The sequence below is a fragment of the Streptomyces sp. NPDC048442 genome, assembly GCF_040651475.1.
GTDB lineage: Bacteria > Actinomycetota > Actinomycetes > Streptomycetales > Streptomycetaceae > Streptomyces.
Genome location: NZ_JBEZKB010000031.1, coordinates 74,650 through 99,163, shown reverse-complemented (window position 1 = coordinate 99,163; position 24,514 = coordinate 74,650). Strand labels below are relative to the sequence as shown.

The 24,514-nt window shown below is 70.9% G+C and carries 19 protein-coding genes and 1 pseudogene; 12 read left to right on the top strand and 8 right to left on the bottom strand.

Annotated features, from left to right (window positions below; all coding sequences use genetic code 11):
- Window positions 1-262 precede the first annotated feature (262 nt).
- Window positions 263-523 (top strand): annotated as a pseudogene (locus AB0D18_RS34125) (pyruvate dehydrogenase); the annotation flags it as partial.
- A 74-nt stretch (window positions 524-597) separates the two neighbouring features.
- Here the strand turns inward: AB0D18_RS34125 and AB0D18_RS34120 are convergent.
- Window positions 598-990, bottom strand: a complete 393-nt coding sequence (locus AB0D18_RS34120; protein WP_362427631.1) for a DUF6463 family protein — start codon at window positions 988-990, stop codon at window positions 598-600.
- Between the two features lie 476 nt (window positions 991-1,466).
- Between AB0D18_RS34120 and AB0D18_RS34115 the strand changes: the two genes are divergently transcribed.
- The 5 genes from AB0D18_RS34115 (at window position 1,467) to AB0D18_RS34095 (ending at window position 7,905) form a co-directional block, all read left to right on the top strand.
- The gene (locus tag AB0D18_RS34115; RefSeq protein ID WP_362427628.1) at window positions 1,467-2,054 is read left to right on the top strand and encodes a TetR family transcriptional regulator; all 588 of its coding nucleotides are present in this window, start codon (window positions 1,467-1,469) and stop codon (window positions 2,052-2,054) included.
- A gap of 845 nt (window positions 2,055-2,899) precedes the next feature.
- Complete coding sequence (locus tag AB0D18_RS34110; RefSeq protein ID WP_362427625.1) at window positions 2,900-4,342, top strand: GuaB1 family IMP dehydrogenase-related protein; 1,443 nt, start codon at window positions 2,900-2,902, stop codon at window positions 4,340-4,342.
- A gap of 182 nt (window positions 4,343-4,524) precedes the next feature.
- On the top strand, window positions 4,525-5,181 hold the full coding sequence (locus AB0D18_RS34105) for a response regulator transcription factor (protein ID WP_362427622.1): 657 nt from the start codon (window positions 4,525-4,527) through the stop codon (window positions 5,179-5,181).
- A gap of 43 nt (window positions 5,182-5,224) precedes the next feature.
- Complete coding sequence (locus AB0D18_RS34100; protein WP_362427619.1) at window positions 5,225-6,895, top strand: histidine kinase; 1,671 nt, start codon at window positions 5,225-5,227, stop codon at window positions 6,893-6,895.
- 143 nt (window positions 6,896-7,038) lie between these two features.
- Window positions 7,039-7,905, top strand: a complete 867-nt coding sequence (locus AB0D18_RS34095) for an RNA polymerase sigma factor SigF (RefSeq protein WP_362427616.1) — start codon at window positions 7,039-7,041, stop codon at window positions 7,903-7,905.
- A gap of 191 nt (window positions 7,906-8,096) precedes the next feature.
- Here AB0D18_RS34095 and AB0D18_RS34090 read toward each other — a convergent pair whose 3' ends face one another.
- Window positions 8,097-8,495: an ATP-binding protein gene (locus AB0D18_RS34090; protein ID WP_362427613.1), complete on the bottom strand. Its 399-nt coding sequence runs from the start codon at window positions 8,493-8,495 to the stop codon at window positions 8,097-8,099.
- 17 nt (window positions 8,496-8,512) lie between these two features.
- Complete coding sequence (locus AB0D18_RS34085; RefSeq protein ID WP_362427610.1) at window positions 8,513-9,529, bottom strand: GDSL-type esterase/lipase family protein; 1,017 nt, start codon at window positions 9,527-9,529, stop codon at window positions 8,513-8,515.
- Window positions 9,530-9,927: 398 nt separating this feature from the next.
- Here AB0D18_RS34085 and AB0D18_RS34080 point away from each other — a divergent pair, with 398 nt between their 5' ends.
- A complete protein-coding gene (locus AB0D18_RS34080) occupies window positions 9,928-11,418 on the top strand; it encodes an amino acid permease (RefSeq protein WP_362427607.1) in 1,491 nt (496 codons plus the stop codon).
- A gap of 18 nt (window positions 11,419-11,436) precedes the next feature.
- Window positions 11,437-11,892 (top strand): Lrp/AsnC family transcriptional regulator, encoded by a 456-nt coding sequence (locus tag AB0D18_RS34075; RefSeq protein WP_189827842.1) that lies wholly within the window; start codon window positions 11,437-11,439, stop codon window positions 11,890-11,892.
- A 164-nt stretch (window positions 11,893-12,056) separates the two neighbouring features.
- Here AB0D18_RS34075 and AB0D18_RS34070 read toward each other — a convergent pair whose 3' ends face one another.
- Window positions 12,057-12,671 carry a Repetin gene (locus tag AB0D18_RS34070; RefSeq protein ID WP_362427604.1) on the bottom strand — a complete coding sequence of 205 codons (615 nt, stop codon included), beginning with the start codon at window positions 12,669-12,671 and terminating at the stop codon, window positions 12,057-12,059.
- A 333-nt stretch (window positions 12,672-13,004) separates the two neighbouring features.
- Between AB0D18_RS34070 and AB0D18_RS34065 the strand changes: the two genes are divergently transcribed.
- Both AB0D18_RS34065 and AB0D18_RS34060 read left to right on the top strand, forming a co-directional pair.
- Window positions 13,005-13,835, top strand: coding sequence for a carbon-nitrogen hydrolase family protein (locus AB0D18_RS34065; protein ID WP_362427601.1), 831 nt, complete (start codon window positions 13,005-13,007; stop codon window positions 13,833-13,835).
- 62 nt (window positions 13,836-13,897) lie between these two features.
- A complete protein-coding gene (locus tag AB0D18_RS34060; protein ID WP_362427599.1) occupies window positions 13,898-15,592 on the top strand; it encodes an NAD(P)/FAD-dependent oxidoreductase in 1,695 nt (564 codons plus the stop codon).
- Window positions 15,593-15,651: 59 nt separating this feature from the next.
- Here the strand turns inward: AB0D18_RS34060 and AB0D18_RS34055 are convergent, their stop codons facing one another.
- Window positions 15,652-16,380, bottom strand: coding sequence for a DUF5995 family protein (locus AB0D18_RS34055; protein WP_362427596.1), 729 nt, complete (start codon window positions 16,378-16,380; stop codon window positions 15,652-15,654).
- Between the two features lie 344 nt (window positions 16,381-16,724).
- Between AB0D18_RS34055 and AB0D18_RS34050 the strand changes: the two genes are divergently transcribed.
- A complete protein-coding gene (locus AB0D18_RS34050; protein ID WP_362427662.1) occupies window positions 16,725-17,846 on the top strand; it encodes a glycoside hydrolase family 6 protein in 1,122 nt (373 codons plus the stop codon).
- 159 nt (window positions 17,847-18,005) lie between these two features.
- On the opposite strand, the gene AB0D18_RS34045 is transcribed toward AB0D18_RS34050, so the two are convergent.
- Both AB0D18_RS34045 and AB0D18_RS34040 read right to left on the bottom strand, forming a co-directional pair.
- Complete coding sequence (locus tag AB0D18_RS34045; protein ID WP_362427593.1) at window positions 18,006-19,400, bottom strand: solute carrier family 23 protein; 1,395 nt, start codon at window positions 19,398-19,400, stop codon at window positions 18,006-18,008.
- 110 nt (window positions 19,401-19,510) lie between these two features.
- Entirely contained in the window at window positions 19,511-20,698 is a 1,188-nt protein-coding gene (locus AB0D18_RS34040; protein WP_362427590.1) for an MFS transporter, read from the bottom strand.
- A 129-nt stretch (window positions 20,699-20,827) separates the two neighbouring features.
- Between AB0D18_RS34040 and AB0D18_RS34035 the strand changes: the two genes are divergently transcribed.
- Complete coding sequence (locus AB0D18_RS34035) at window positions 20,828-21,991, top strand: ROK family protein (RefSeq protein ID WP_362427587.1); 1,164 nt, start codon at window positions 20,828-20,830, stop codon at window positions 21,989-21,991.
- Between the two features lie 86 nt (window positions 21,992-22,077).
- On the opposite strand, the gene AB0D18_RS34030 is transcribed toward AB0D18_RS34035, so the two are convergent.
- Window positions 22,078-24,459, bottom strand: coding sequence for a chitinase C-terminal domain-containing protein (locus tag AB0D18_RS34030; RefSeq protein ID WP_362427584.1), 2,382 nt, complete (start codon window positions 24,457-24,459; stop codon window positions 22,078-22,080).
- Between the last annotated feature and the right edge of the window lie 55 nt (window positions 24,460-24,514).

Genomic DNA, 24,514 nt, shown 5'->3' with positions numbered 1-24,514 from the left:
GCGCCACCACACCCCGTCCCGCCCTCACCGGCGGGGCGGGGTGCGCCCGTTTGCCTCCGGTGACCGTTGACTACCCGCCGGTGACTGGACCCTCGACGTCGTACGCGATGCATGCCGAGCCGACGATTCAGTTCTGCATCTTCTGCTCGATGTACGGTCGGGCAGCGGACGGCCGGTCAGTTCTGGCTGCTGGGCGACCAGTTGGGCCGGGTGTACGCGCCACGATGGCAGGGGAGGCGACCAGGGGCGGCGGCCGCCGGGCCCGTACGTGAGCCGGGCGCCGGCCGGGGTGCCAGGGCCCGTCGTTGCGCGATCAGCGTCTGGTGTGGTCGGTGCCGGACCAGATCAGTCCGTGGGTGGAGCAGGGCTGGTTCTCGATCGGCACGGGCGGCTTCGGCCTCTCCGGCAGTCGCGAGTACGCCCGCCGCCACTTCGGCGCGACGCCGAGTCCGTTACGGTCGCCGCGCTCGCGCCCCTCGCGGCACGCGGCGAGGTCGAGCTGAGGCCGACCTCGGTGCCGTGAACGGCGCCGACGGAGGAGGGGTAGGATCCGCGATTCCGTGAGCAATTCCAGGGGATCATGAGCACTTGTCACGGTCAGAAGTTGCCAGGAGAAGCTGCCCGACAGCTCTCCTCCGCGCTGTTCCGACGGGTCGCGATCAGGGCCAGCACTCCGAGCACGATCAGTGCGGGCGCGCCGGATACGGGATGGAGAATCTGGAGCGGCACACCGATGGCGAGCAGATACCAGCCCAGCTGCGCCGGGAGCCTGCCGGTGTCACGGACGATACGCCCGCTCAGGGTGCCCAGGGCGAGTAGGCCGAACCCAGCGAGGAAGAACCACATCTCGTACCCACGCTGCGGAATTCCGGGGGCAGCGTTCCAGAATCCGTCGCGGGCCATGTCGCCGAAGGTGCTGGAGGCGATCAGGGCGACCGCGAAGTGCAGTGCGGCCAGTCCGATTACCAGTCGGGGAATCAATCGGGTCATTGTCAACTTCCTCGGTTGTCACGGTTCTTGAGTCTTCTGGCCCCGTGCGCCAAACGCAGTGGGGAGTGCAGTGCCCAGGTCCCAGCGGGTGAAATCGATCGGCCGACGGGGCAGGCCGGAGGAGGCCAGACCTGCCGTACCTCGCAGTAGCACGCAGGTGCCGCCCCATACGCCCTGGCGTACCAAGCGATGTGGCACCACCTGCGGAACCAACTCGGCCTGAGCCGCGGCCGCATGGGCTGCCGCCCCGAGTGCAGCCGCTACCGCGGCCGTCAACTCCGGCGTGGGCCGACTGTGTGAGCGAAGCTGGCACGGTCAGCCAGTGGTCAGGGAGAGAAGGCTCAGATCCCGTGTAGCGCCCCGGCCGCGCTGAGGCCGATCACAGCCGTCCCGCCAGCGAGTTTCGTCAGCGTCACGCTGCCCCCCATGCCGTCCGTACACCCCTGTATGGAGTGACCATACAGTACTGTACGGACATGGCGAGAAGGCACCTCACACCCCTGGACTGGTCGACTGCGGCGCTGCGTGCGATGGCACACGGCGGAGTCGCCGCAGTGTCGGTCAACGCACTCGCGGGCGAGCTGGGGACAACCCGGGGCAGCTTTTACTGGCACTTCAAGGATCGCGATGCACTGTTGACGGCCGCGCTGGAGGTGTGGGAAGAGGGCACCACCACTGCCCTGATCTCAGAGTTGGACGACATCACCGATCCCCGGCAGCGACTGACGACCCTGTTCACCACCGCGCTGGGGCAGCAAGAAATCAACGGCCTGGAGCCCGCGATCGTCGCCCACGCCGATCATCCTGCCGTCGCCCCGATCCTGCGCCGGGTGACCGACCGGCGGATCGCCTACCTCACCGACCTCTACACCGACCTGAGCCTGGCCCCCGCAGCAGCCCGGCGTCAGGCAGTCGTCGCGTACGCCGCTTACCTCGGATGGCTCGAACTGCGCCGTTCCGCCAGCGACATCGTGCCCGAAGTCGCCACCACCGGTACCACCGCCACCGCCGCTCTGGAACACCTGCTCACCGAGCTGGCCCGATCCGGCAAGCACCAGGCGTAGCCGGGAGTGAAGGGCACTACCAGCCCCCATCGCCAGGCAGGGGCCGACCGCTTTCACCGACCGTGACCACCGACGATGCCGCGATGGTGCGGGTGTGGGCCGCGTGGTTGCTGCGTGTCCGCCGGTCGGCCGGCCAGGCAGGCGGGCTCAGTCGGCTGAGCCTGACCGGTTGGCCGGGTGGCTCGCCTGTCTGCCCGTTCGGTCAGTCGGCTCGCTTGCCCGCCTGCTCGGTCGGCCCGCCCGACCGCCCGCATGCTCGCCGATTCGGCCCCTCGCCCCTTGTCCCTGGGCCGGGCGCCTCCTCAGCCCTCGGCTCCTCGGTCGGGCGCACCCGGGTGCTTGACGTCGTCCGTTCCCGGCCCTGTCGGCCGGTCGTGCCCGGGGTCGCCGATCGCATCCTGGGGCGTCCGGGGTCGGGCCGTCGCCGGCCCCGCCTCCTCGCGCCTGGTCGGTCGGTCTCCCTAGGTGTCCGGGATCGCTCCGTGCCCGCCGCAGCCGGGCCGATCGCGCCCGGCCTCCCGGCCATCCAGTAACCCCGGCCACCCGGCCACCCAGTAACCCGGGCCGCCCGGCCACCCGGGTGCCCCAGGCTCTCGACCCGGGCCTCCAGCGACTGTGCCGTGCCCCGGTCGGGCCAACGTGCTCCGGCGGGTTCGCGGGGGCGGGGACATGCCCCCGTAAAGCCGTCCCGGCCCGCTTTGGAGCATCGACCAGTGCCATTCCGTCCGGCCTGGAGGATCGGCCCAGGTCACAAATCCGGGCAGGCGTGGGAGAATCAAGTACGTGCGTTTTCCCCCGGGCTGAAATGCCCCGGGGCCAACACCGAACGACTGGATGTTCCGCGCGTGCGTTTCCTCAACGATCTCAAGCCGCCGTACGACCTCACGTACGACGACGTCTTCATGGTGCCGAGCCGCTCCGCGGTCGGTTCCCGCCAGGGCGTGGACCTTTCCGCCCCCGACGGCACCGGCACCACGATCCCGTTGGTCGTCGCCAACATGACCGCCATCGCGGGCCGCCGCATGGCCGAGACGCTGGCCCGCCGCGGCGGTCTCGTCGTCATCCCGCAGGACATCCCGATCGAGGTCGTCACCGAGGTCGTGTCCTGGGTGAAGACCCGGCACCTCGTCCTCGACACGCCGATCGTGCTGGCCCCCACCCAGACCGTCGCCGAAGCGCTCTCCCTGCTGCCCAAGCGGGCGCACAACGCGGGCGTCGTCGTCGACGCGGAGCTGCGTCCCGTCGGTGTCGTGACCGACCAGGACCTGGCCGGGGTCGACCGCTTCACCCAGCTCTCCGAGGTCATGTCCAAGGACCTCGTACTGCTCGACGCGGACATCGACCCCCGTGAGGCGTACAACAAGCTCGACGGCGCCAACCGCCGCTACGCCCCCGCCGTCGACAGCGAGGGCCGCCTCGCGGGCATCCTGACCCGCAAGGGCGCGCTGCGCGCCACCCTCTACACCCCCGCCACCGACGCCAACGGCAAGCTGCGCATCGCCGCCGCCGTCGGCATCAACGGTGACGTCGCGGGCAAGGCCAAGCAGCTCCTCGACGCGGGCGTCGACACGCTCGTCGTCGACACCGCGCACGGCCACCAGGAATCGATGATCGCCGCGGTCAAGGCCGTGCGCGCCCTCGACCCGCAGGTCCCGATCGTGGCGGGCAACATTGTCGCCGCCGAGGGCGTGCGGGACCTGATCGAGGCCGGTGCCGACATCATCAAGGTCGGCGTGGGCCCCGGTGCCATGTGCACCACCCGCATGATGACCGGCGTCGGCCGGCCGCAGTTCTCCGCCGTGATGGAGTGCGCCGCCGAGGCCAAGAAGCACGGCAAGCACGTCTGGGCCGACGGTGGAGTGCGCCACCCGCGCGACGTGGCGATGGCGCTGGCCGCCGGTGCGTCCAACGTCATGATCGGGTCCTGGTTCGCCGGTACGTACGAGAGCCCCGGTGACCTCCAGCAGTCGGCGGACGGCCGCTGGTACAAGGAGTCCTTCGGCATGGCCTCCGCCCGCGCGGTCAAGAACCGCACGAGCGAGGAGTCGTCCTACGACCGCGCACGCAAGGCGATCTTCGAGGAGGGCATCTCCACCTCGCGGATGTTCCTCGACCCGGCCCGTCCGGGCGTCGAGGACCTGATCGACTCGATCGTCGCGGGCGTGCGGTCTTCTTGCACGTACGCGGGTGCGGCTTCTCTTGAGGAGTTCGCGGAGAAGGCGATCGTCGGTGTGCAGAGTGCCGCCGGGTATGCGGAGGGTAAGCCGCTGCACGCCAGCTGGAGTTAAGGGCTGGGCGGTGCCGGGCGGGTTGTTCGTCGCCCGCGGGTTCGTCGTGGCTGGTCGCGCAGTTGCCCGCGCCCCTATGGTGCGCCCCTTGAGGGTCCTGCCCCTCGTCCCCTTGCGGGGATGAGGGGCAGGACCCTTTGCGTTAGCCTGCCGCGGGAGCTTGATCAGCGAGGGGGAGCTGCATGATCCGGGTACTGCTGGCGGACGACGAAGCGATGATCAGGGCCGGGGTGCGGGCCATTCTCTCCTCGGCGGACGACATCGAGATCGTCGCCGAGGCCGGTGACGGGCGCGAGGCCGTCGAGCTCACGCTGAAGCACCGGCCCGATCTCTGTCTTCTCGACATCCGGATGCCGCGGCTCGACGGGCTGCGGGCGGCGGAAGAGCTGCGGCGGGTGCTGCCGGAGACGGCGGTCGTGATGCTGACGACGTTCTCCGAGGACGAGTACATCGCGAGCGCGCTCGGTTCGGGGGCGGCCGGGTTCGTCCTCAAGTCGGGGGACCCGCGCGAACTCATCGCCGGGGTCCGGGCCGTCGCCGAGGGCGGCGCCTACCTCTCACCGAGCGTCGCGCGGCGCGTCATCACGCACCTGGGGACGGGGCAGCTGGGCAAGCGGGCCGGCGCCCGTGCCCGGGTCGAGGAACTCACCGGCCGGGAGCGCGACGTGCTCGCCCTGGTCGGGGCGGGCCTCTCCAACGCGGACATCGCCCGGCGGCTGCATGTCGTCGAGGGGACGGTGAAGGCGTACGTCAGCCAGATCCTGGCCCGGCTCGACTTCAAGAACCGCGTGCAGGCGGCGATCCTCGCGTACGAGGCGGGGCTCGTTCCGGAGGAGTGAGGGGAGTGCTCTCGCCGCGCGAAGGATCGGCCAAGCTGGAGCCATGAACAGCACGCAACTCGGCCTGCGGATCCGGCAGTTCCGGCAGTTCCGGCAGTTCCGGCGGTACGGGCTGACCCGGTGGTACGGGCGGGCCCGGCAGGCTCGGCAGGCCCGGCTGTACGATCTCGGGCTCTGGCTGGTGCTGAGCGCACCGCCCGTCGTGGCCGCGGCCGGCCAGTACGGGCGGGCCGTGCCGGTGGCGGCCGCCGGGTTTGTACTTCTGGCCCTGGCCGTCGGGGCCGGGCGGCGGTGGCCGCTGGCGGCGCTCCTTGTGCCGCTGGCGCTGAATCTCGTACGGGACGTCGAGCTGCTCACGTTTCCGTTCCTGCCCGCACTGGTGGTCATGGCCTACCTCGCCGGGGTCCGGGCCCCGCGAGTCCGGCCCGCGGTGCGGTTCTTCGGGGCGGTGGCCCTGGCCGGGCTGCCGATGTGCGTGCTGGTGCGCGAGCTGTGGGCCTGGCCCTCGCAACTGCTCATGCTGCTGCTGTGCGTGGGGCTGCCGTGGCTGCTGGGCCGCTGGCGCGGGCAGTACGCGGACCTGGTCAGCTCCGGGTGGCGGCTCGCCGAGCGGATGGAACGCGAGCAGCGGGCCGTCGCCGACCGCACCCGGATGCGCGAACGGGCCCGGATAGCGGGCGACATGCACGACTCTCTGGGGCACGACCTGACCCTGCTCGCCGTGCGGGCGGCGGCACTTCAGGTCGACCGCACCCTGGACGCCCGGCAGCAGGCGGCCGTCGGGGAACTGCGGGAGGCGGCCGCCGCGGCGACCGGACGGCTGCGGGAGATCATCGGCGTACTGCGCACCGACGACGAGGACCCGGCGGCCGAAGGGGCGGCCGGGGAGGCCGCCACACCCGAGACCGTCGTCGAGCGGGCGCGGGCCTCCGGCATCGACGTCGAACTGGAGGAGCTGGAGGAGCAGGGGGAGCAGGGGGAGCGGGGCGGGACGGGTGGGCCGGACGGGCTGCCGCCCATGGTGGGGCATGCCGTGCACCGGGTCGTCCAGGAGTCCCTGACGAACGCGGCCAAGCACGCCCCCGGAGCCCGTGTACGGGTCGTAGTCGTCCGGGACGGCGACTCGCTCGACGTCACCGTCGTCAACGGCCCCGCGGTCCACGGGGTCTCCGCCCCCGGCGTGGCCTCCGGCGGCACCGGGCTGGTCGGCCTCGACGAGCGGGTGCGGCTCGCGGGCGGCACCCTGCGCGCACGGCACGCGCCCGGCGGGGGCTTCGAGGTCGCCGCCCGGCTCCCCGCCACCGCGGGAGCGGCGCCCCGGCCCGCCGGCGACCCGTACCCCACGGTGTCCGCACGGGAGTTGGCGCGGGCCAGGGAGCGGGTGCGCGGGAGGCTCCGGCAGACCGTGCTGGCGCCGCTCGCCGTACTGGCCGGGATCCTCCTGGTGATGGCCCCCGTCGCGCTGGTCAGCTCCTCCCTCTCCGTACTGGACCGCCAGGCGTACGGCCGCCTGGCGGTGGGCGGGGAGCGCGGCGCGGTGGAGGCGGCGCTGCCCGTGTTCACCCGGGACGGCGCACCCGACGGGGCACCGGCCGAACCCCCGGGCGAGGAGTGCGTGTACTACAGCACGCGGCTGATGTCGGACGATGCCCACCGGCTGTGCTTCGCGCGCGGGAGGCTGACATCGAAGGACACGGTGGGTGGTTTGCGGTGAGCAGACGTGGGGAGGAGGCGTAAATCCCGGATGTGAAGGTGGTGTTGAATCAAATGGCAGTGCGTGAACACGCATGGCACGCAGGCTTCCGGGTACACGCGCCCTTGCGCTGATACACCGAAGAAGGGGAGGACATCGTGTCCATGGCGACCGCAGTCCCGACTGGAACCAGGTACGAAGCGACCGGCACCGCACCCGCGGAGCAGCAGCTTCCGTATGTGGAGAATCCGGCGGAGGTAGCCCCGAGGGACGCCCGTGAGATGTCGAGGCTTTTCTTCGCACGGCTCGCCGTCCTTGAGGAGGGCACCCACGAGTACCAGTACGCCCGCAACACCCTGATCGAGCTCAACCTGGCGCTCGTGAAGTACGCGGCCACCCGCTTTCGCAACCGGTCCGACCAGATGGAGGACATCGTCCAGGTCGGCACGATCGGCCTGATCAAGGCCATCGACCGGTTCGAGCTGACCCGCGAGGTCGAGTTCGCGACCTTCGCCATGCCGTGCATCGTCGGTGAGATCAAGCGGTTCTTCCGGGACACCAGCTGGTCGGTGCATGTGCCGCGCCGTCTCCAGGAGCTGCGGATCGACCTCGCGAAGGCGTCCGACGTGCTGTTCCAGCAGTTCGACCGCGCGCCCACCACTGCCGAGCTCGCCTCCTACCTGGACATGGCGGAGGACGAGATCGTCGAGGGTCTGGTCGCGTCCAACGGCTACACCGCCGGCTCCATCGACATCCCCCTCGACGACGGTGCGGACGCCGGTTCGCAGACCCTCGCCGACCGCCTCGGCGACACCGACTCCGAACTGGAGATCGTGGAGAACGTCCAGGCGCTGAAGCCGCTCATCGAGGAACTCGACGAGCGCGACAAGCGGATCCTGAGCATGCGGTACGGCGCGGAGATGACGCAGTCGCAGATCGGGGACGAACTGGGCGTGTCCCAGATGCAGGTGTCCCGGCTGCTGACCCGCATCACGAAGAGGCTGCGGGAGGGGCTCCTCACCCAGGAGTGAGCGTGCGGGAGTGAGCCTGCGCGGGTGACGCGTGCGGGAGTGAGCCTGCGGGAGTGGGCGTACGCAGGTGACGTACGTCTGCAGGCCCGGCCGCCCTGATGCGGGGCGGCCGGGCCTGTGTGCGTACCGGCCTCCGTACGGCCGGCCTCCGTGCGTACCGGCCTCTGTACGTACCCCGGCCGGCGTCGGACTCAGCAGATGCCCTCCGCGCAGATGCCCTCCGCCGGGCGCAGCCACGTCGCGCGGACCCGCTTTCCGTCCGGCAGCGGGCGCACCTCCACCTGGCCCGCCAGCCGTTGCACCATGTGCCAGCCGAAGCCCCCGCCGCCCGCGAAGTCGGGCTCCCGGGGCACCGGCGGGTCCGGGCTCGAGTCGTCCATCTCGACCACCAGCCGCCCCTGCCCGGCGCGCAGCCGCAGCCGCCACCACCCCGAGGTGTGCCGTACGGCATTGGCGACGAGCTCACCGACCACCAGCAGCACCGCGTCGAAATCGGCCCAGGGGCAGTGCTGGGCCAGAAACGCCGCGGTGGTCTCCCGGGCGGTCGCGCCGTCGCCCCGCGCTCCCTGCGGTGAATCCAGGACAACCACGGGTGGCTCCTCAGTCATCAACCGCTCGCATACCCCGAGTTGCCCCGCTCATCACCGGCCGGGTACATGTGTCTGAGCAGTTTTTCCAGTGCCGTCGCCACCGCCTCCGCGAGCGCGGCGTGCCCCGCGTCGTTGGGGTGCAGTCCGTCCGCGAGGTGCTCGGGGCCGAGCAGGCCGTGGCCGGGGAGCAGCGCGAGCCGGGTGTCGCCGGCCGACATCTCCTCCCGTACGACGTCCTCCAGCGCCTCGCGCAGCCCGGCCAGCGTCGTCCCGAGGGCGTTCGGGGTGTGCTCGGCACCGGGACGCAGCACCGGGGAGAGCACGAGCAGAGGGGTGTGCGGATGCCCCTGCCGTACGAGTGCGAGGAAGGTGCGCACCGTTTCGCGCAGCAGGGGAGCGGTGAACGGGGTCCGGCCCCAGCAGTTGGTGCCGAAGGCGAGGGTGACGGCGTCCGCGGGGAGGGTGGCGAGCTGCTGCGCGGTGGCCAGTTCGCCGCGGGCGGCGCCCGCGTAACCGAGGTTCACGGTGTCCAGGCCGAGCAGCCGGCCGGCCGTGGCGGGCCAGGCGTGCGCGGGCCGGGTCGACCACCAGCCCTCGGTGATCGAATCGCCGTGCACCAGCCAGCGCGGGCGCGGCCCGGCGGGCTCGATGCGCCCGCCCACCGTGCGTATGCCCAGGAAGTACGGCGACTGCGACTCGGGCGGGTACACCGTGAACGGGCCCTGCAGGGGCGGGAGTTCGAGGCGTATCACGGATTCGGCGGCCGGCTCGGCGAGCACCTCCGCCAGCTGCCGGCCGCCCTCCCAGAGCCCGAAGGCGTGCGGGACCGTGCCCGCCTCCGCGCGGTAGTGCAGCTCGACGGCGCCCGCCCCGTACGAGACGAACTCCAGCCGCACGCCGACCGGCACCTCCGCGCGCTCCGTGATGTCCCACGGCAGCCGGTCCAGGTCGCCAGGGTCGGCCCGCACGGGGAGCCCGTCCGTGTCGCGCCAGGCCACTCCGCGCAGAAAGAGCCCGGGATCCAGCCAGGTCATCGGTGCCTCCCTCTCGGTGGTGCGGCGGCTTTCCGTTTGCAGCGTCTCGGTTGTGCAGCAGTTGTGCAGTTGGTCCCTGACACCCTGCCCACTCCCACCACAGGACATGAGCGGGATCTCCGCACGACCGCCTCTACGTACCGGACAAAAGGGAAATCGAAAACTGGGGCGCAACAATCAGCCATCACCGGCCGTTGCGCGCAATGAACGTCCGCCAATGCGCAAGGTTGCTGCATTACGTGTGGGAACTGCCAGCTCATAGGCTTCAGCGCTGTACGTGGAGTGGCGGGATCGCCTGCTCGGCGGTCTCCCAGGGTTTTTGGCTGTTTCGCCGTGCCCGTGGAAGTCTCCGCCGCGGTCGCCGCCGCCCGATGAGGCAGCCAGAAGGAGCCACCCCCGTGTTGGATCAAGGCGCAGCGCCCCCCGTTGCCCCACCGCCCGCCTCCGGAGTCGGCGTCGGCCTCGGCTCTCGTCTGATGCGCCGCAAGCCGGTGGAGCTGCTGGTCAGCGAGGGGGGCCAGGGCGAGGGAGGATCGCTGCGGCGGTCGCTCTCGATGTGGCAGCTGACGATGATCAGCATCGGTGCCACGCTCGGCACCGGCATCTTTGTCGTCCTCGGCGAAGCCGTTCCCAAGGCAGGCCCCGCCGTCACGATCTCGTTCGTGATCGCCGGTCTCACCGCCCTCTTCTCCGCTCTCTCGTACGCCGAGCTCGCGGGCACCATCCCGGTCTCCGGGTCCTCCTACTCGTATGCGTACGCAACGATGGGTGAACTGGTCGCCTGGATCTGCGGCTGGTGCCTGGTCCTGGAGTACGGCGTCTCGGTGGCGGCGGTGGCCGTCGGCTGGGGCGAGTACCTCAACGAACTCCTCGACGGGACGCTCGGGTTCACCATCCCGGACGCGCTGTCCGCCCCGCCCGGCGACGGCGGGATATTCAACCTCCCCGCGCTCATCGTGGTGCTCCTCGCGATGGTCTTCCTGCTCGGCGGAGCGCGCGAGTCCGCCCGCGCCAACACCATCATGGTCTCGGTGAAGATCGGCGCCCTGCTGCTCTTCTGCGTCATCGGCTTCATCGGTTTCAAGTCCGGCAACTACGCCGACTTCATGCCGCTCGGCATGGCGGGCGTCAGCGCCGCCGGCGCCACCCTCTTCTTCTCGTACATCGGCTTCGACGCCGCCTCCACGGCCGGCGAGGAGGCGAAGAACCCGCAGCGCGACCTGCCGCGCGCGATCATGCTCTCGCTGATCATCGTCACCGCCCTGTACGTCCTGGTCGCGGCCGTCGCCGTCGGCGCGCGCGACTGGAAGGGCTTCGAGGGCTCCGAGGCCGCCCTCGCCGGGATCATGAAGGACGTCACCGGGCAGGCCTTCTGGGGCACCCTGCTCGCGGCGGGCGCGGTGATCGCCATCGCGAGCGTCGTCCTGACCGTGCTGTACGGCCAGACCCGCGTGCTCTTCGCGATGTCCCGCGACGGCCTGGTTCCGAAGGTCTTCGCCAAGGTCAGCCCGAAGACCGGCACGCCGCGCGTCAACACGATCATCGTGTCGCTGTTCTGCGGCATCCTCGCCTCCGCGATCCCGCTCGGCCAGCTCGCCGACGCGACCAGCATCGGCACGCTCTTCGCGTTCGGCCTGGTGAACATCGCGGTGGTCATCCTGCGCTGGACCCGCCCGGAGATGAACCGGACCTTCCGGGTGCCGCTCGGCCCGGTCTTCCCGATCCTGGGCTTCGTCTTCTGCGTCTACAACATGTTCGGCCTCGGCGCCGTCACCTGGGTGGTCTTCGGAATCTGGATGGCCGTCGGTCTCGTGTTCTACTTCGGATACGGCATTCGTCACTCGCGGCTGGCGAAGGGCGCGCCGGAGAAGACCCACGTAGACGCGTAGAAATGTGATCCACCCGCCGTGCGACTCAACGATCTCGACGAGCGAATCGTCCACGCCCTGGCAGCGGACGCCCGCCGCTCCTATGCCGACATCGGCTCCCTGGTCGGCCTGTCCGCCCCGGCGGTGAAGCGCCGGGTCGACCGGCTGCGCGCGGAAGGCGCCATCACCGGGTTCACCGTACGGGTGGACCCGGCGGCGCTGGGCTGGGAGACCGAGGGATTCATCGAGATCTACTGCCGCCGGAACACGTCGCCCGAGGCGATCAACCGGGGCCTTGAGCGCTACCCGGAGATCGCGTCCGCCTCCACCGTCACCGGTGAGGCGGACGCGATCGTGCAGGTCTTCGCGTCCGACATGAGGCACTTCGAGCGGGTCCTGGAGCGGATCGCGGGGGAGCCGTTCGTGGAGCGGACGAAATCGGTGCTGGTGCTGTCGCCGCTGCTGCGGCGGTACTCGTCGGGGTCGCCGGCGTAAATCCGGGGGATCGGTCCCCGTGCCCGGTCCCCCGGAGCAAGCGTGACGGGTTTCCCGGGAGCAAGCGTGACGGGGTTCCCCCGGATCAAGCGTGACGGGTTCTCCCGGAGCAAGCGTGACGGGTTCCCCCGGAGCAAGCGTGACGGGTTCCCCGGGAGCAAGCGTTACGGCAGTTCCAGCGGCAGCACCTCGAAGTCCCCCGTCTTCGCGTCCACCTTCTCGATCGGCACCGAGCCCAGGCACTTGCGCAGCCCGCGCGGCTGCTCCTTGACCGTGCCGTCCAGCAGCCAGCTGTAACCCAGCCGGTCGCCCCCGGGGCGGTCGTCGACGGTGATGCCGACCCGCTTGCCGCGCTGCCCCTTGATGTTGCTGTCCTGCACCGTCCCGCTGACGATCGCGAGCTTGCCGCCCGTCACCAGGCAGTCCACCTTGACGTTCGCCCACTGGGCCTGAGGGGCGTCCGGGAAGCGGTGGCGAACGGTGAAGGTGCCCTTCGCCTCCTCGGGCCCGACGCCGGGCGCCAGGTGCGCGTCGAAACCGAAGGTGATCTCGTGGCCGGGCCGGTCCAGGTTGGCCTTCCCGGTGAGGGCGGCGGCCTCGCGCGGCGCGCCCTGGTGCGCGGCGAAAGTCGCCTGCCCGGTACGGGCGGCGCTCCCGGCCTCCGGCTCCGCCCCGGAAGCGGCCGCGCTGCCCGCCGCCCCGGCCGTGACCAGAAGGGCGGCGGCGAGGGCCGCGAGGCGGGTCCGGCGGGTGACGGCGAGGCGGGTCGTGGTCGTCATGGTGAAGCCCTTCGTGGGAGTCCTTCGAGGTCAGGAGCGGTGCCTCCGGACGACCACCACTCTCGCGCCGCCCCCCCGCACCCCACATCGCCCCTGAGAACCTCCCCGCCTCCGCCGCCCGGCGGAGAGGCCCTCCACCGTGCGCCCGAGGCAACCCGTACGGCCCCGTCCGCACCCCCTTCGCCCCGTACGCAACAAATCGCCGCCGAACCCCCTGTGCGCGCAATGGATCAACGGTCGGTCCGCAACGCTCGTGCCTTGTCCCGGGCGAACGCCGGACCGTACCGTCATTAGGTCTCCCACCCCACCGTTCCCACCCGCCCGAGGTCCGCCATGCCGTCGTCCCCGCCCGCGCAGCCGCTGCGCATCGCCCTGCTCCAGAGCTCCGGGCGTCCCGGCTCCGTGGCCGCGAACCTCAAGGTCCTCGACGAGGCCGCGGGCCGGGCCGCCGCCGCAGGGGCCGGGCTGCTGGTCACGTCGGAGATGTTCCTGACCGGCTACGCGATCGGCGAGGAGCAGGTCCACCGGCTCGCCGAGAGCGCCGACGGGGAAGGCGCCGACGCGGTCGCCGACATCGCCTCCCGGCACGGCCTCGCTCTCGTCTACGGCTACCCCGAGCGCGAGGGCGAGGCGGTCTTCAACTCCGCCCAGCTCATCGACGCCACCGGCAGCCGCCTCGCCAACTACCGCAAGACCCACCTCTTCGGCGGCTTCGAGCAGGACTGCTTCGTCCCCGGCGAGCAGCCCGTCGTCCAGGCCGAGCTGGGCGGACTGCGGGTCGGCCTGCTGATCTGCTACGACGTGGAGTTCCCGGAGAACGTCCGCGCGCACGCCCTGGCCGGCACCGACGTCCTCCTCGTACCGACCGCGCAGATGCACCCCTTCCAGTTCGTCGCGGAGTCCGTCGTCCCGGTGCGCGCCTTCGAGAGCCAGATGTACATCGCGTACGTCAACCGGACCGGCCCCGAGGGCGAGGGTGAGGACGCCTTCGAGTTCGTCGGGCTGAGCTGCCTGGCGAGCCCCGACGGCGCCACCCGGGTCCGCGCCGGACGCGGCGAGGAACTCGTCCTGGGCGAGGTGGACGCCGCACTGCTGCGCGCCTCCCGGGAGACCAACCCGTATCTGCGCGACCGCCGCCCCGGGCTGTACGGCTCGCCGGCCTGACCGGCCCCGCCGCCCCCACTGCCTTCTCTCCCCTGTTCCGTCCCGCAAGGAGTCCGTACCCCATGACGTCCACGGTGCCCACAGCCGTCCAGCACACCGACGCGCAGCCGCCGATCACCATGTTCGGTCCGGACTTCCCGTACGCGTACGACGACTTCCTCGCCCACCCGGCGGGCCTCGGCCAGATACCCGCGGCCGCGCACGGCACCGAGGTCGCCGTCATCGGCGGCGGACTGTCCGGCGTCGTCGCCGCGTACGAACTCATGAAGATGGGCCTCAAGCCCGTCGTCTACGAGGCCGACCAGATCGGCGGCCGGCTGCGCACCGTCGGCTTCGAAGGACCCAGCACCGAGGGCCTGACCGCGGAGATGGGCGCCATGCGCTTCCCGCCGTCCTCGACCGCGCTCCAGCACTACATCGACCTGGTGGGCCTCACCACCCGGCCGTTCCCGAACCCGCTCGCGCCGGAGACCCCCTCCACGGTCGTCGACCTCAAGGGCGAGTCCCACTACGCGGAGACCGTCGAGGACCTCCCGCAGGTCTACCGCGATGTCGCCGCCGCCTGGAACGCCTGCCTCGAAGAGGGCGCCGACTTCTCCGACATGAACCAGGCGATGCGCGAGCGCGACGTACCGCGCATCCGCGAGATCTGGGCGAAGCTCGTCGAGAAGCTCGACAACCAGACCTTCTACGGCTTCCTCTGCGAGTCGGACTCCTTCAAGTCCTTCCGGCACCGCGAGATCTTCGGCCAGGTCGGCTTCGGCACGGGCGGCTGGGACACCGACTTCCCGAACTCGATCCTGGAAATCCTCCGAGTCGTCTACACCGAGGCCGACGACCACCACCGCGGCATCGTCGGCGGCAGCCAGCAGCTCCCGCTGCGGCTGTGGGAGCGCGAGCCGCAGAAGCTCGTGCACTGGCCGCTCGGCACCTCGCTGAAGTCGCTGCACGAGGGCGACCCGAAGCCCGCCGTGACCCGACTGAACCGCACCGCCGGCAACCGGATCACCGTCACGGACTCGTCCGGCGACATTCGTACGTACCCGGCGGCGATCTTCACCGCCCAGTCCTGGCTGCTCCTGTCGAAGATCGCCTGCGACGACTCGCTCTTCCCCATCGACCACTGGACGGCGATGGAGCGCACCCACTACATGGAGTCCTCGAAGCTCTTCGTGCCCGTGGACCGGCCGTTCTGGCTGGACAAGGACGAGGAGACGGGCCGCGACGTCATGTCGATGACGCTCACCGACCGCATGACCCGGGGTACGTACCTCCTCGACGACGGCCCGGACAAGCCCGCCACCATCTGCCTCTCGTACACCTGGTGCGACGACAGCCTCAAGTGGCTGCCGCTGTCCGCGCAGGAGCGGATGGAGGTCATGCTCAAGTCGCTCGGCGAGATCTACCCGAAGGTCGACATCCGGAAGCACATCATCGGCAACCCGGTGACCGTCTCCTGGGAGAACGAGCCGTACTTCATGGGCGCCTTCAAGGCGAACCTGCCCGGCCACTACCGCTACCAGCGCCGCCTGTTCACCCACTTCATGCAGGACCGCCTCCCCGAGGACAAGCGCGGCATCTTCCTCGCGGGTGACGACATCTCGTGGACGGCCGGCTGGGCGGAGGGCGCGATCCAGACCGCGTTGAACGCGGTCTGGGGCGTCATGCACCACTTCGGCGGCAGCACGGACACCACCAACCCGGGTCCGGGCGACGTCTACGGGGACATCGCCCCGGTGGAGCTCCCCGAGGACTGATCCGCTCCGTCGTCCTTGCTCTGCTCACCCCGCTCCGTCAGCGCAGCGGGGTGAGCAGATCATCGCAGCGGAGTGAGCAGACAGCGCCCCACGAGTCCCACCCCCGCGTCCATCTGCTGTGTGAACTCCCCTGCCAGTTCGGGGAGTTCGCGCAGTCCCCAGAGCACCCGGGCCGCCGACCACGCCGCGTCCCTGGCCCGCTCCAGGCTCCACGTCCCCACCAGGTGCGTCAGCGGGTCGGCGATCTCCAGCAGGTCGGGGCCCGGCATCAGCTCCTCCCGGATCCGCTCCTCCAGCGCGACCAGGGTGTCCCCGACCCGGTCGAACTCCGCCTCCACGTCGCCGGGCGTGCACCCCAGCACCTCGCACGTGTCGACCACGGCCAGGGCCAGGTCGTGCCCGATGTGCGCATTGATCCCCGCGAGCGCGAACTGCAGCGGCCGTACGCCCGGATGGCGCCGGTACTGGAACAGCGGGCGCCAGCAGGCGGGAACGCGGCGGCCCGCGGCGGCGGATTCCACGGCCGCCAGATATCGTTCCGCGAACAGCACGTCCAGCGTGGCCGCGGTGTGGGGGTCACGGAAGCGACCGCCTTCGATCTGCCGGCCGATCTCCTCGGTCACCGCCAGATAGACCCGGTTGAAGACCGCGACCCCGTCGGCCGGGTGCCACCCGCAGTGCACCGTACGCATCCGGTGCACGACGCCGTCCACGGCCGACCGCGGAGTGGGCAGCGCGGAGAGCCGTGTACGGTCCCTCTGAACTGCGAAGTGCTCGATCTGTGCCATGGGGGCAGCGTCCCAGTCATAGGCTTTGCACGATGCAGCCGGGCCGGGGCTTCCCCAGAACGAGGGAATGACGAGCCCCCGGTACCGGGGGGAAAGGGGGGAGTGCCACGGTGTCAGGCATACCAGGCCAACGCCGGAAGGCCCGCGTCGAAGGCCGACGCGGCAAGAGCAAGGACAACGGTGCCACGCGCGCTGCGGGCGCCGGGAGCGCCGAGCGTACGGGCGGCTCCGAGGGCACGGACCAGTTGGTCGGTGCCGGTACGGGCTCCAGACGGGCGGCCGGACAGGGCCGCAGACCCGGCAGGGGTGACAAGCGTGTGAACGCTGCCGCCCTCCGCGGTGCCATGGCCGTCCTCGCCTCGGCGGTGGTCGCCGTCGGTACGGTCAGCGGAGTCGTGTCCGCGACGTCGGGCGAGGGGGAGCACACCACGGCGGCTCCCGAAGTGACGAAGGCGCCGGTGATGCCACCGCTCCCCGCGGTGCCCACCCCGTCACCGACCACCGCCCCGCCGTCGCCCACCGCCTCGGCGACGAAGAAGCCGGCGGCCAAGAAGAAGCCGCCGCCGAAGAAGAAGCAGCCGCCCCAGCACCAGAGCGCACCGGTCTCCGGCAGCCTCTATCTGCACCCGGAGTCGCAGGTCCTGGACTGGGTACGGGCCAACCGCGGCGACCCGCGGCAGTCGCTGATCCAATCGAAGATCGCCGCACAGCCGGCCGCCGTCTGGTTCGCCGAATACAACCCGGGCACCATCGCGAGCAAGGTCCGGGCCGTGACGTCCGGAGCCGCGGCGGCGGGCCGGGTACCGGTCGTCGTCCCGTACGCGATTCCGGAGCGGGACTGCGGCGGAGCCTCCCAGGGTGGAGCGCCGGACTTCGACGCGTACGACGAGTGGATACGCAGCTTCGCGTCCGGGCTCGGCAAGGGCGACGCGATCGTCATCCTCGAACCCGACTCGATAGCCCAGACCGACTGCCTCGACGACGGCCAGCGGGCCAACCGCTTCGCCGCGCTCTCCCGGGCGGGCAAGTCCATCCATGCGGCCAACCCGAACGCCCGCGTCTACTTCGACGCGGGGCACTCCGGCTGGCACGCCCCGTCCAAGATGGCGGGCTACCTCCGCCAGGCCGACGCGGCGACCAGCAGCGACGGCATCTTCACCAACGTGTCGAACTTCCACCGCACGGCAGACGAGGTCCCCTACGCCCGCCAGGTCCTCTCGGCCCTCGGCGGCCCGTCGTCCCTCGGCGCGGTCATCGACACCAGCCGCAACGGCAACGGCGCACCGGCGGCGGGCCAATGGTGCGACCCGTCGGGCCGCGCCCTGGGCCGCCCGCCGACTACCCGCACGGGAGAGTCCAGGATCGACGCCTACCTCTGGGTCAAACTCCCGGGCGAATCGGACGGCTGCAAGGGCTCGGCGGGCAGCTTCACACCGGACTACGCGGTGGAGCTGGCAAACGGGTAGGGGGGCGTGCTCCGGCAAGAGGGCCAGCGGGGACAAGGGGCAGGCTTTCAGGGGCGCGGGGAACTGCGCGACCAGCTACGACGCACCCGCACGATGTCCCCGCCCTGCCCCGGGGCCGCCCCGCTGCCCAAGAGGGCCAGGGGGCGGTCCGCCCCGGACTCACCGCTGCTCGCGCTCGTCCTCCTCCGCGTCGTAGGACGACGTCCCCGCGTCCAGCAACGGCTCGCTCTCCTTCATGTGCGCCGGTGCCAAAGCCCGCAGCACGTGATACCCGGTGATCACCACGATCGTCCCCAGCGCGATCCCGCTCAGCTCAAAGCTGTCGGTGAACTTCAGGCTGACCCCGCCGACCCCGATGATGATCCCCGCCGCCGCCGGCACCAGGTTCAGCGGATTGCGCAGATCGACCTTCGCGTTGATCCAGATCTGGGCGCCGAGCAGCCCGATCATGCCGTACAGAATCACCGTGATCCCGCCCAGCACCCCACCCGGAATCGCCGCCACGACCGCCCCGAACTTCGGGCAGAGACCGAACAGCAACGCGAAGAAGGCCGCGGCCCAGTAAGCCGCCGTCGAGTAGACCCGAGTGGCGGCCATGACGCCGATGTTCTCGGAGTACGTCGTGTTCGGCGGCCCGCCCACCGCGGTGGACAGCATCGAGGCCGCGCCGTCCGCCGCGATCGCGGTGCCCAGCTTGTCGTCGAGGTTGTCGCCGGTCATCTCGCCGACGGCCTTCACGTGCCCGGCGTTCTCCGCGATGAGCGCGATCACGACCGGCAGGGCGACCAGGATCGCCGACCACTCGAAGCTCGGCGCGTGGAACGACGGCAGCCCGATCCAGTCCGCCTTGCCGACACCCGACAGGTCCAGCCGCCAGTGGTCGACCGCCGCACCCCCACCGACCGACGAATGGATCTGGCCGAAGACCCGGTCGAAGACCCATGAGATCCCGTACCCGAAGATCAGCCCGAGGAAGATCGCGATGCGCGAGAGGAAACCGCGCAGTGCCACCACGGCCAATCCGGTGAACAGCATCACCAGCAGCGCCGTCCACTGGTCCTGCGGCCAGTACGTCGAGGCGGTGACCGGCGCCAGGTTGAAGCCGATCAGCATGACGACCGCACCGGTCACCACCGGCGGCATCGCCGCGTGGATGATCCGCGCCCCGAACTTCTGCACGGCGAGCCCCGCCAGGAACAGCGCGCCGCCCACCACGAACACCGCGCCGGTGACCGTCGCGCTGTCGCCGCCGGTCGCCCGGATCGCGGCGGCCACACCCACGAAGGACAGCGAACAGCCCAGGTAGGAGGGGACCCTGCCCTTGGTCGCGAGGAGGAAGATGACCGTCGCGACACCCGACATCATGATGGCGAGGTTCGGGTCGAGACCCATCAGCACCGGGGCGACGAAACTCGCGCCGAACATCGCCACCACATGCTGTGCACCCAGCCCCGCCGTCCGCGGCCACGACAGCCGCTCGTCGGGGCGGACGACGGCTCCGGGCGCGGGGGTGCGCCCGTCGCCGTGCAAGGTCCAGCGGACGCCGAGGCCCATGGGTGCTCCTGTTCAGCTCTGTTCTGCTCTGCAAGTGATCCGGCCTGCTCGGCAGGTGATCCGAATCGATCGAATTGATCGAAGCAAATGCTATGGCTGAAAAGGAGTGCCTACTTCCCGGCCGGCGAGGTCTCCTTCGGCGCGGCCTCCCGGCCCGCTCCGCGCAGCACCTGAGCCCCCACCACGAGCCCGAACGCCAGCAGTGTCACCAGCCCGAACGACACCATCAGCGACGTCACGTCCGCGACCGCCCCGATCGCCGAAGGCGCGAGCAGCCCCGAGGTGTAGGTGATCGTGGCGACGCCCGCGATGGCCTGGCTCGGGTTCGGTCCGCTGCGCCCGGCCGCCGCGAAGGCCAGCGGTACGACCACGGCGATTCCCAGACCCATCAGCGCGAACCCGGTCAGCGCCACCGGTACGCCCGGAGCCAGCGCCACCAGCAGCCCGCCGACGGTCGCCAGCACCCCGCCGACGCGTACGGTCAGCACCGGTCCGAACCGGTCCACCACCTTGTCGCCCGCGAGCCGCGCCACCGCCATGGTCAGGGCGAACGCCGTCGTGGACGCCGCCGCGAGACCCGGGTCCGTGTTCAGTACGTCCCGCAGGTAGACCGCCGACCAGTCCAGCCCCGAACCCTCCGCGAAGACGGCGCAGAAGCCGACCGCGCCGATCACCACCGCCGACTTCGGCGGCAGCGTGAAGCGCGGCGGAGCCTGAGCCTCCGGTGCACTCTGCAGATCCAGTACGCCCTGGCAGGCGGCCAGTCCGGCGGCGGTCAGCACCAGTGCGGCGAGCAGGTGGTGCAGTCGCGCGTCGCTGCCCAGGTGGGCAGCGAGCGTGCCGCCGGCCGAACCGATCAGCGCGCCCACGCTCCACATGCCGTGCAGCCCGGACATGATCGACTTTTCGAGCCGGTTCTCGACCTCGACGCCCAGCGCGTTCATCGCCACGTCCGACATGCCCGCGCTCGCGCCGTACAGGGCGAGCGCCGCGCACAGCGTCCAGATGTTCGGCGCCAGCGCGGGCAGGATCAGCGCCAGGGTCCACATGGCGAGGAGGCCGCGCAGGGCGTTGCGGGCGCCGAACCGGTGGCTGATCGCTCCGGCGAGCGGCATGGTCAAGGACGCGCCGATCGCCGGGAAGGCGAGCGCCAGACCGAGCTGGCCCGCACTGATCGAGGTGTGGTCCTGGATCCACGGGATGCGGGTGGCGAAGCTGCCGGTCACCGCCCCGTGGACACAGAAGACGGCTGCGACGGCGTACCTCGCCCGCTTCAACCGCTGCGTACCGAATTCCATGTCTCCCTCTCACGCCTTTGCTTCTGCCGGTCGCCCTTGGTTCCGGCTGCCCGGGCCCCTGGGTCTCCGTATCGCGCCGTAAACTATCAGGAAGCCTGCCTGATAAATAGATCTGGAAGGATCTGGCCCATGCCCGCCTCCCCGAGCACCGCCCGCGCCCTCAACGACCGGCGCGCCCTGCAACTGCTCCAGGAGGAGGGGCCGTTGACCGCAGGACAGCTCAAGACCCTCACCGGCCTCTCCCGTCCCTCCGTAGCCGACCTCGTCGAACGCCTCCAGGGCGAGGGCCTGGTCGCCGTCGTCGGCGAGAGCGGCGCCGAGCGCCGCGGGCCCAATGCGCGGGTGTACGGAATCGTCGCCGAACGCGCGTACCTGGCCGCCCTGGACGTACGGACCGACAGTGTGGCCGCCGGCGTCGCCGACCTCCTTGGCCGCACCCTCGCCGAGGCGACCCTGCCGATGGGGGAGGACGTACCCACCGAGCAGGCGGTGGAAGCGGCCGTCGCCCTGCTGGAGCGCACCGCCCGTGGGGCAGGGGCCACCGCTCTGCACACCGTCGGCATCGGCGCCCCCGGCCTCATCGACCCGGCCACCGGGGAACTGCGCGACTCCTCGGGCCTGCCCGCCTGGCACCGCAGACTCATCGCCGTACTGCAGGAACGGCTGTCCGCCGCCGTCCTCGTGGAGAACGAGACCAACCTCGCGGCCGTCGCCGAACAGCGGTTCGGCGCCGCCCGCGCGCACGAGACCTTCGTCTTCCTGTGGCTGGGCAAGGGCGTGGGGGCCGCCGTGGTACTGGACGGCAAGGTGCGCAGAGGGGCGTCGGGCGGTGCGGGCGAGATCGGGTTCCTGCCGGTTCCCGGGACGGCGGGGTTGCCCTCGGCGACCGGTTGCGACGGGGGTTTCCACTCCCTCGTGGGGGACGCGGCGGTCCGCGCGCTCGCGCGGTCGCACGGTCTGCCCGGAGCCCGGGACGGGGCCGCGGCCATCGCCGGCGCACTGGAGGCGGGCGGGCGGGCGGAACCCTTCCTCGACGCCCTCGCGGAGCGCCTGGCGCTGGGGGCGGCCTCCGTCGTGGCGGTCCTCGACCCGGGCTGCGTGGTGCTCGGCGGCGAGATGGGCCTGGCCGGCGGCAAGGTCCTGGCCGACCGGGTCGAGGCACGGCTCGCCCAGCTCTCCCCGCTGCGCACCGAGGTGCGGGCCGGGGTGCTCGGCGGCGGCGCGGTGCTCGGCGGCGCGCTGCTCATCGCCAGGGAAGCGGCGCAGGACGAACTCTTCGCCCCGGCGCTCTGACAGCTCTTCGCCCCGGCGGGGCGACAGCTCTTCGCCCCGGCGCTATGACAGCCGGGGCGAAGAGGTGGGCGGGGGACGTCAGCGGGTCAGCAGGTACCGAGGTCCTGCCAGGCGCCCCATTCGCCGGTGGTGCCGGGCTCCGCGCCCTGAGTCCACCACTTGGCCTTCCACTGGTGCCCCTTGTGGGACACGGTCGCCCCGCTGCCGTACGCCTTGTCCGCGACGTACGCGGGCGCGGTGCACGCACCCGGGGTCGGCGTCGGCGTCGGCGTCGGATCGGGGCCGGGGCCCGTTCCCGTGCCGGGCTCGACGGTCTCGGTGCCGCGCGCCAGGTCACCGGAGAGCGCGTACGCCGTGCCGCCGATGTTCACCGTCCAGTTCCACGGAGTGGAGACCGGCAGGTAGTAGTTGAACGACAGCTCCACCGAAGCGCCGGGGGCCAGCGCCTGCCACGCGGGAAGCTTCAGTGAGGCCCGGTGGAAGTCGCCCTTCAGACCGCCGACGTTGCTGCCGGTGTGTTCGCTGCTGATCACCTTGGTGCCGAAGCCCGACTGGTCGGACGCGTTGGCCGGGGCCGCCGTCGAGTAGTCGAACTGGAACTCCGTGCCGCCCGGCAGGGACGTCTTCGTGTTGTTGGTGATCTTCAGCTTCGGGGTGATCGGGTAGTTGGAGTCGCCCAGCTTGAAGTCGCCGAACTCCACACCGATGTTCACGGCCTTCTTCGGCAGCGCCTTGTTCGAGACGGACGCGCCGTACGGCTTCGCCGCCTTGAACTTGTCGTACATCAGGGAGGTCAGCGTGGAACCGGTCTCGTACTGGCCCTTGGCCGCGTTCCAGCCGTAGTCACCGGCCAGCTCCCAGATCATCGTGCCGCCGATGCCCCGGTCCACCACGTAGTCGGCCTTGGCGCCGACCGACTGCTCGTCCTCCGTCGACAGGAAGACCTTCGTGTCCGCGTTCCAGAGCCACGGCGCGACCAGCGAGGAGTCGTACTTGCGGACGTACGCGCCGGTCAGCTTGGTGCCCGCGGGGAAGCCGTACTTCGAGACGTAGTCGCCGACGATCCCCTTCTCCAGGTTCTTCGCGTGCCACATCGGGTTGGAGCCCGCCGGGGACTCCTTGCCGTTGTCGTCCTTGTCGTGCCAGAGGTTGTCGATGCCGACGGCGCCGTCACCGCACTTCGTCAGGCCCGATCCGGCCGGGCAGCTGGTGGCCGCCGCCTTGCCCCACAGCCCGTCTGTGCCGCCCTGCACGTTCTTGTGGCCGCGCGTGTAGTACGGCAGGCCCACGTTGATGCGTCCCGAGGGCATCGAGCCGCGGAAGTAGTGGTACGCCCAGTCGGTGTTGAGGTAGCCGATGCCGCCGTACTGCGCGCTGCCGTAGACGTTGGCGCCGGCCAGTTCGCCGTCCTTGCCGTTGTCGAAGAGCGAGGCGTTCGGGCCGACGTGCTCGTTCCAGGCGCCGTGCAGGTCGTAGGACATGATGTTGACGTAGTCCAGGTACTTCTGGACCTGGAAGGTCTCCATGCCGCGCAGCAGGTAGCCGGACGAAGGGGCCGCGACGGTCAGCAGGTAGTGCTTGCCGTCGGCGGCGCCCGCCGTGTCGAGCTTCTCGCGCAGGCTCTTCATCAGCGCCGCGTAGCCCTTGACCAGGCCGCCGCGCCGGGCGTTGGAGATCCCGAAGTCCGCCGGGTGGCCCGCGTCCTTCATCGACGTCGGGTACTCGTAGTCGATGTCGACGCCGTTGAAGCCGTACTTCTTGATGAAGGAGACGGCCGAGTCGGCGAAGGTGTTGATGCCGGCCTGGTTCACCGAGCCGTCGGCGTGGGTGGCCATCGTGTAGAAGCCGCCGGAGCCGACGCGCTTGCCGTCCTCGCCGAAGTAGCCGCCGGTTTCGGCCCAGCCGCCCACGGACACGAGGGTCTTGACGTTCGGGTGCTGCTTCTTGAATTTGTTCAGCAGGTTGAAATGGCCCTTGTAGGGGAGTGCGGGGTCCATCTCGGCGCCCGCGACGCCGGGCCAGGTCATTCCGGTGGCGGCGTTCTTCTCGCCGTCCGCGCCGACGGACAGCTTGTTGGCGCCGTCGATGTGCCCGAACGCGTAGTTGAGGTGGGTGACCTTGTCCCAGGGGATGTCGGACGCCAGGTAGGAGGGCAGGCCGTCCTTGCCGGTGCGCCAGCCGGTGAAGTAGCCGATGACCCGGCGCTGGTGGTCGGCGCCCATCTTCTCGCGGCCCTCGGCGTCGTAGACCGAGCAGTAAGGGACATCGACGCCCGGTGTCTTGTAGAGCCCGTCAGGTCGACAGGACTCGTTGTCCACGGCGGAGGCGGGGGCCGCGGCCGGGGCGGCGTGGGCGGAGAGCGTGCCGGCGAGGAGTGCGGCGAGAGCGGTGGCCGCGGTGCCCGCGGCGAGCAGGGAGGCCCGCGCACCGGGGGTGCGGGATCGGGCGGATCTGGTGGGGGACAGCACGTCAGGTCCTCCTGGGGAGGCTCAGCGTCACACGACGGTACGGGGATGGGTCCGT

What these genes read in the sequence shown, in the direction of transcription:
- AB0D18_RS34055 (WP_362427596.1), bottom strand. Translation starts at nt 16,380, where the DNA reads ATGGCACAGATCGAGCACTTCGCAGTTCAGAGGGACCGTACACGGCTC.
- AB0D18_RS34050 (WP_362427662.1), top strand. Translation starts at nt 16,725, where the DNA reads ATGGCCGTCCTCGCCTCGGCGGTGGTCGCCGTCGGTACGGTCAGCGGA.
- AB0D18_RS34115 (WP_362427628.1), top strand. Translation starts at nt 1,467, where the DNA reads ATGGCGAGAAGGCACCTCACACCCCTGGACTGGTCGACTGCGGCGCTG.
- AB0D18_RS34040 (WP_362427590.1), bottom strand. Translation starts at nt 20,698, where the DNA reads ATGGAATTCGGTACGCAGCGGTTGAAGCGGGCGAGGTACGCCGTCGCA.
- AB0D18_RS34085 (WP_362427610.1), bottom strand. Translation starts at nt 9,529, where the DNA reads ATGACCTGGCTGGATCCCGGGCTCTTTCTGCGCGGAGTGGCCTGGCGC.
- AB0D18_RS34060 (WP_362427599.1), top strand. Translation starts at nt 13,898, where the DNA reads ATGACGTCCACGGTGCCCACAGCCGTCCAGCACACCGACGCGCAGCCG.
- AB0D18_RS34095 (WP_362427616.1), top strand. Translation starts at nt 7,039, where the DNA reads ATGGCGACCGCAGTCCCGACTGGAACCAGGTACGAAGCGACCGGCACC.
- AB0D18_RS34045 (WP_362427593.1), bottom strand. Translation starts at nt 19,400, where the DNA reads ATGGGCCTCGGCGTCCGCTGGACCTTGCACGGCGACGGGCGCACCCCC.
- AB0D18_RS34105 (WP_362427622.1), top strand. Translation starts at nt 4,525, where the DNA reads ATGATCCGGGTACTGCTGGCGGACGACGAAGCGATGATCAGGGCCGGG.
- AB0D18_RS34065 (WP_362427601.1), top strand. Translation starts at nt 13,005, where the DNA reads ATGCCGTCGTCCCCGCCCGCGCAGCCGCTGCGCATCGCCCTGCTCCAG.
- AB0D18_RS34120 (WP_362427631.1), bottom strand. Translation starts at nt 990, where the DNA reads ATGACCCGATTGATTCCCCGACTGGTAATCGGACTGGCCGCACTGCAC.
- AB0D18_RS34035 (WP_362427587.1), top strand. Translation starts at nt 20,828, where the DNA reads ATGCCCGCCTCCCCGAGCACCGCCCGCGCCCTCAACGACCGGCGCGCC.
- AB0D18_RS34070 (WP_362427604.1), bottom strand. Translation starts at nt 12,671, where the DNA reads ATGACGACCACGACCCGCCTCGCCGTCACCCGCCGGACCCGCCTCGCG.
- AB0D18_RS34100 (WP_362427619.1), top strand. Translation starts at nt 5,225, where the DNA reads ATGAACAGCACGCAACTCGGCCTGCGGATCCGGCAGTTCCGGCAGTTC.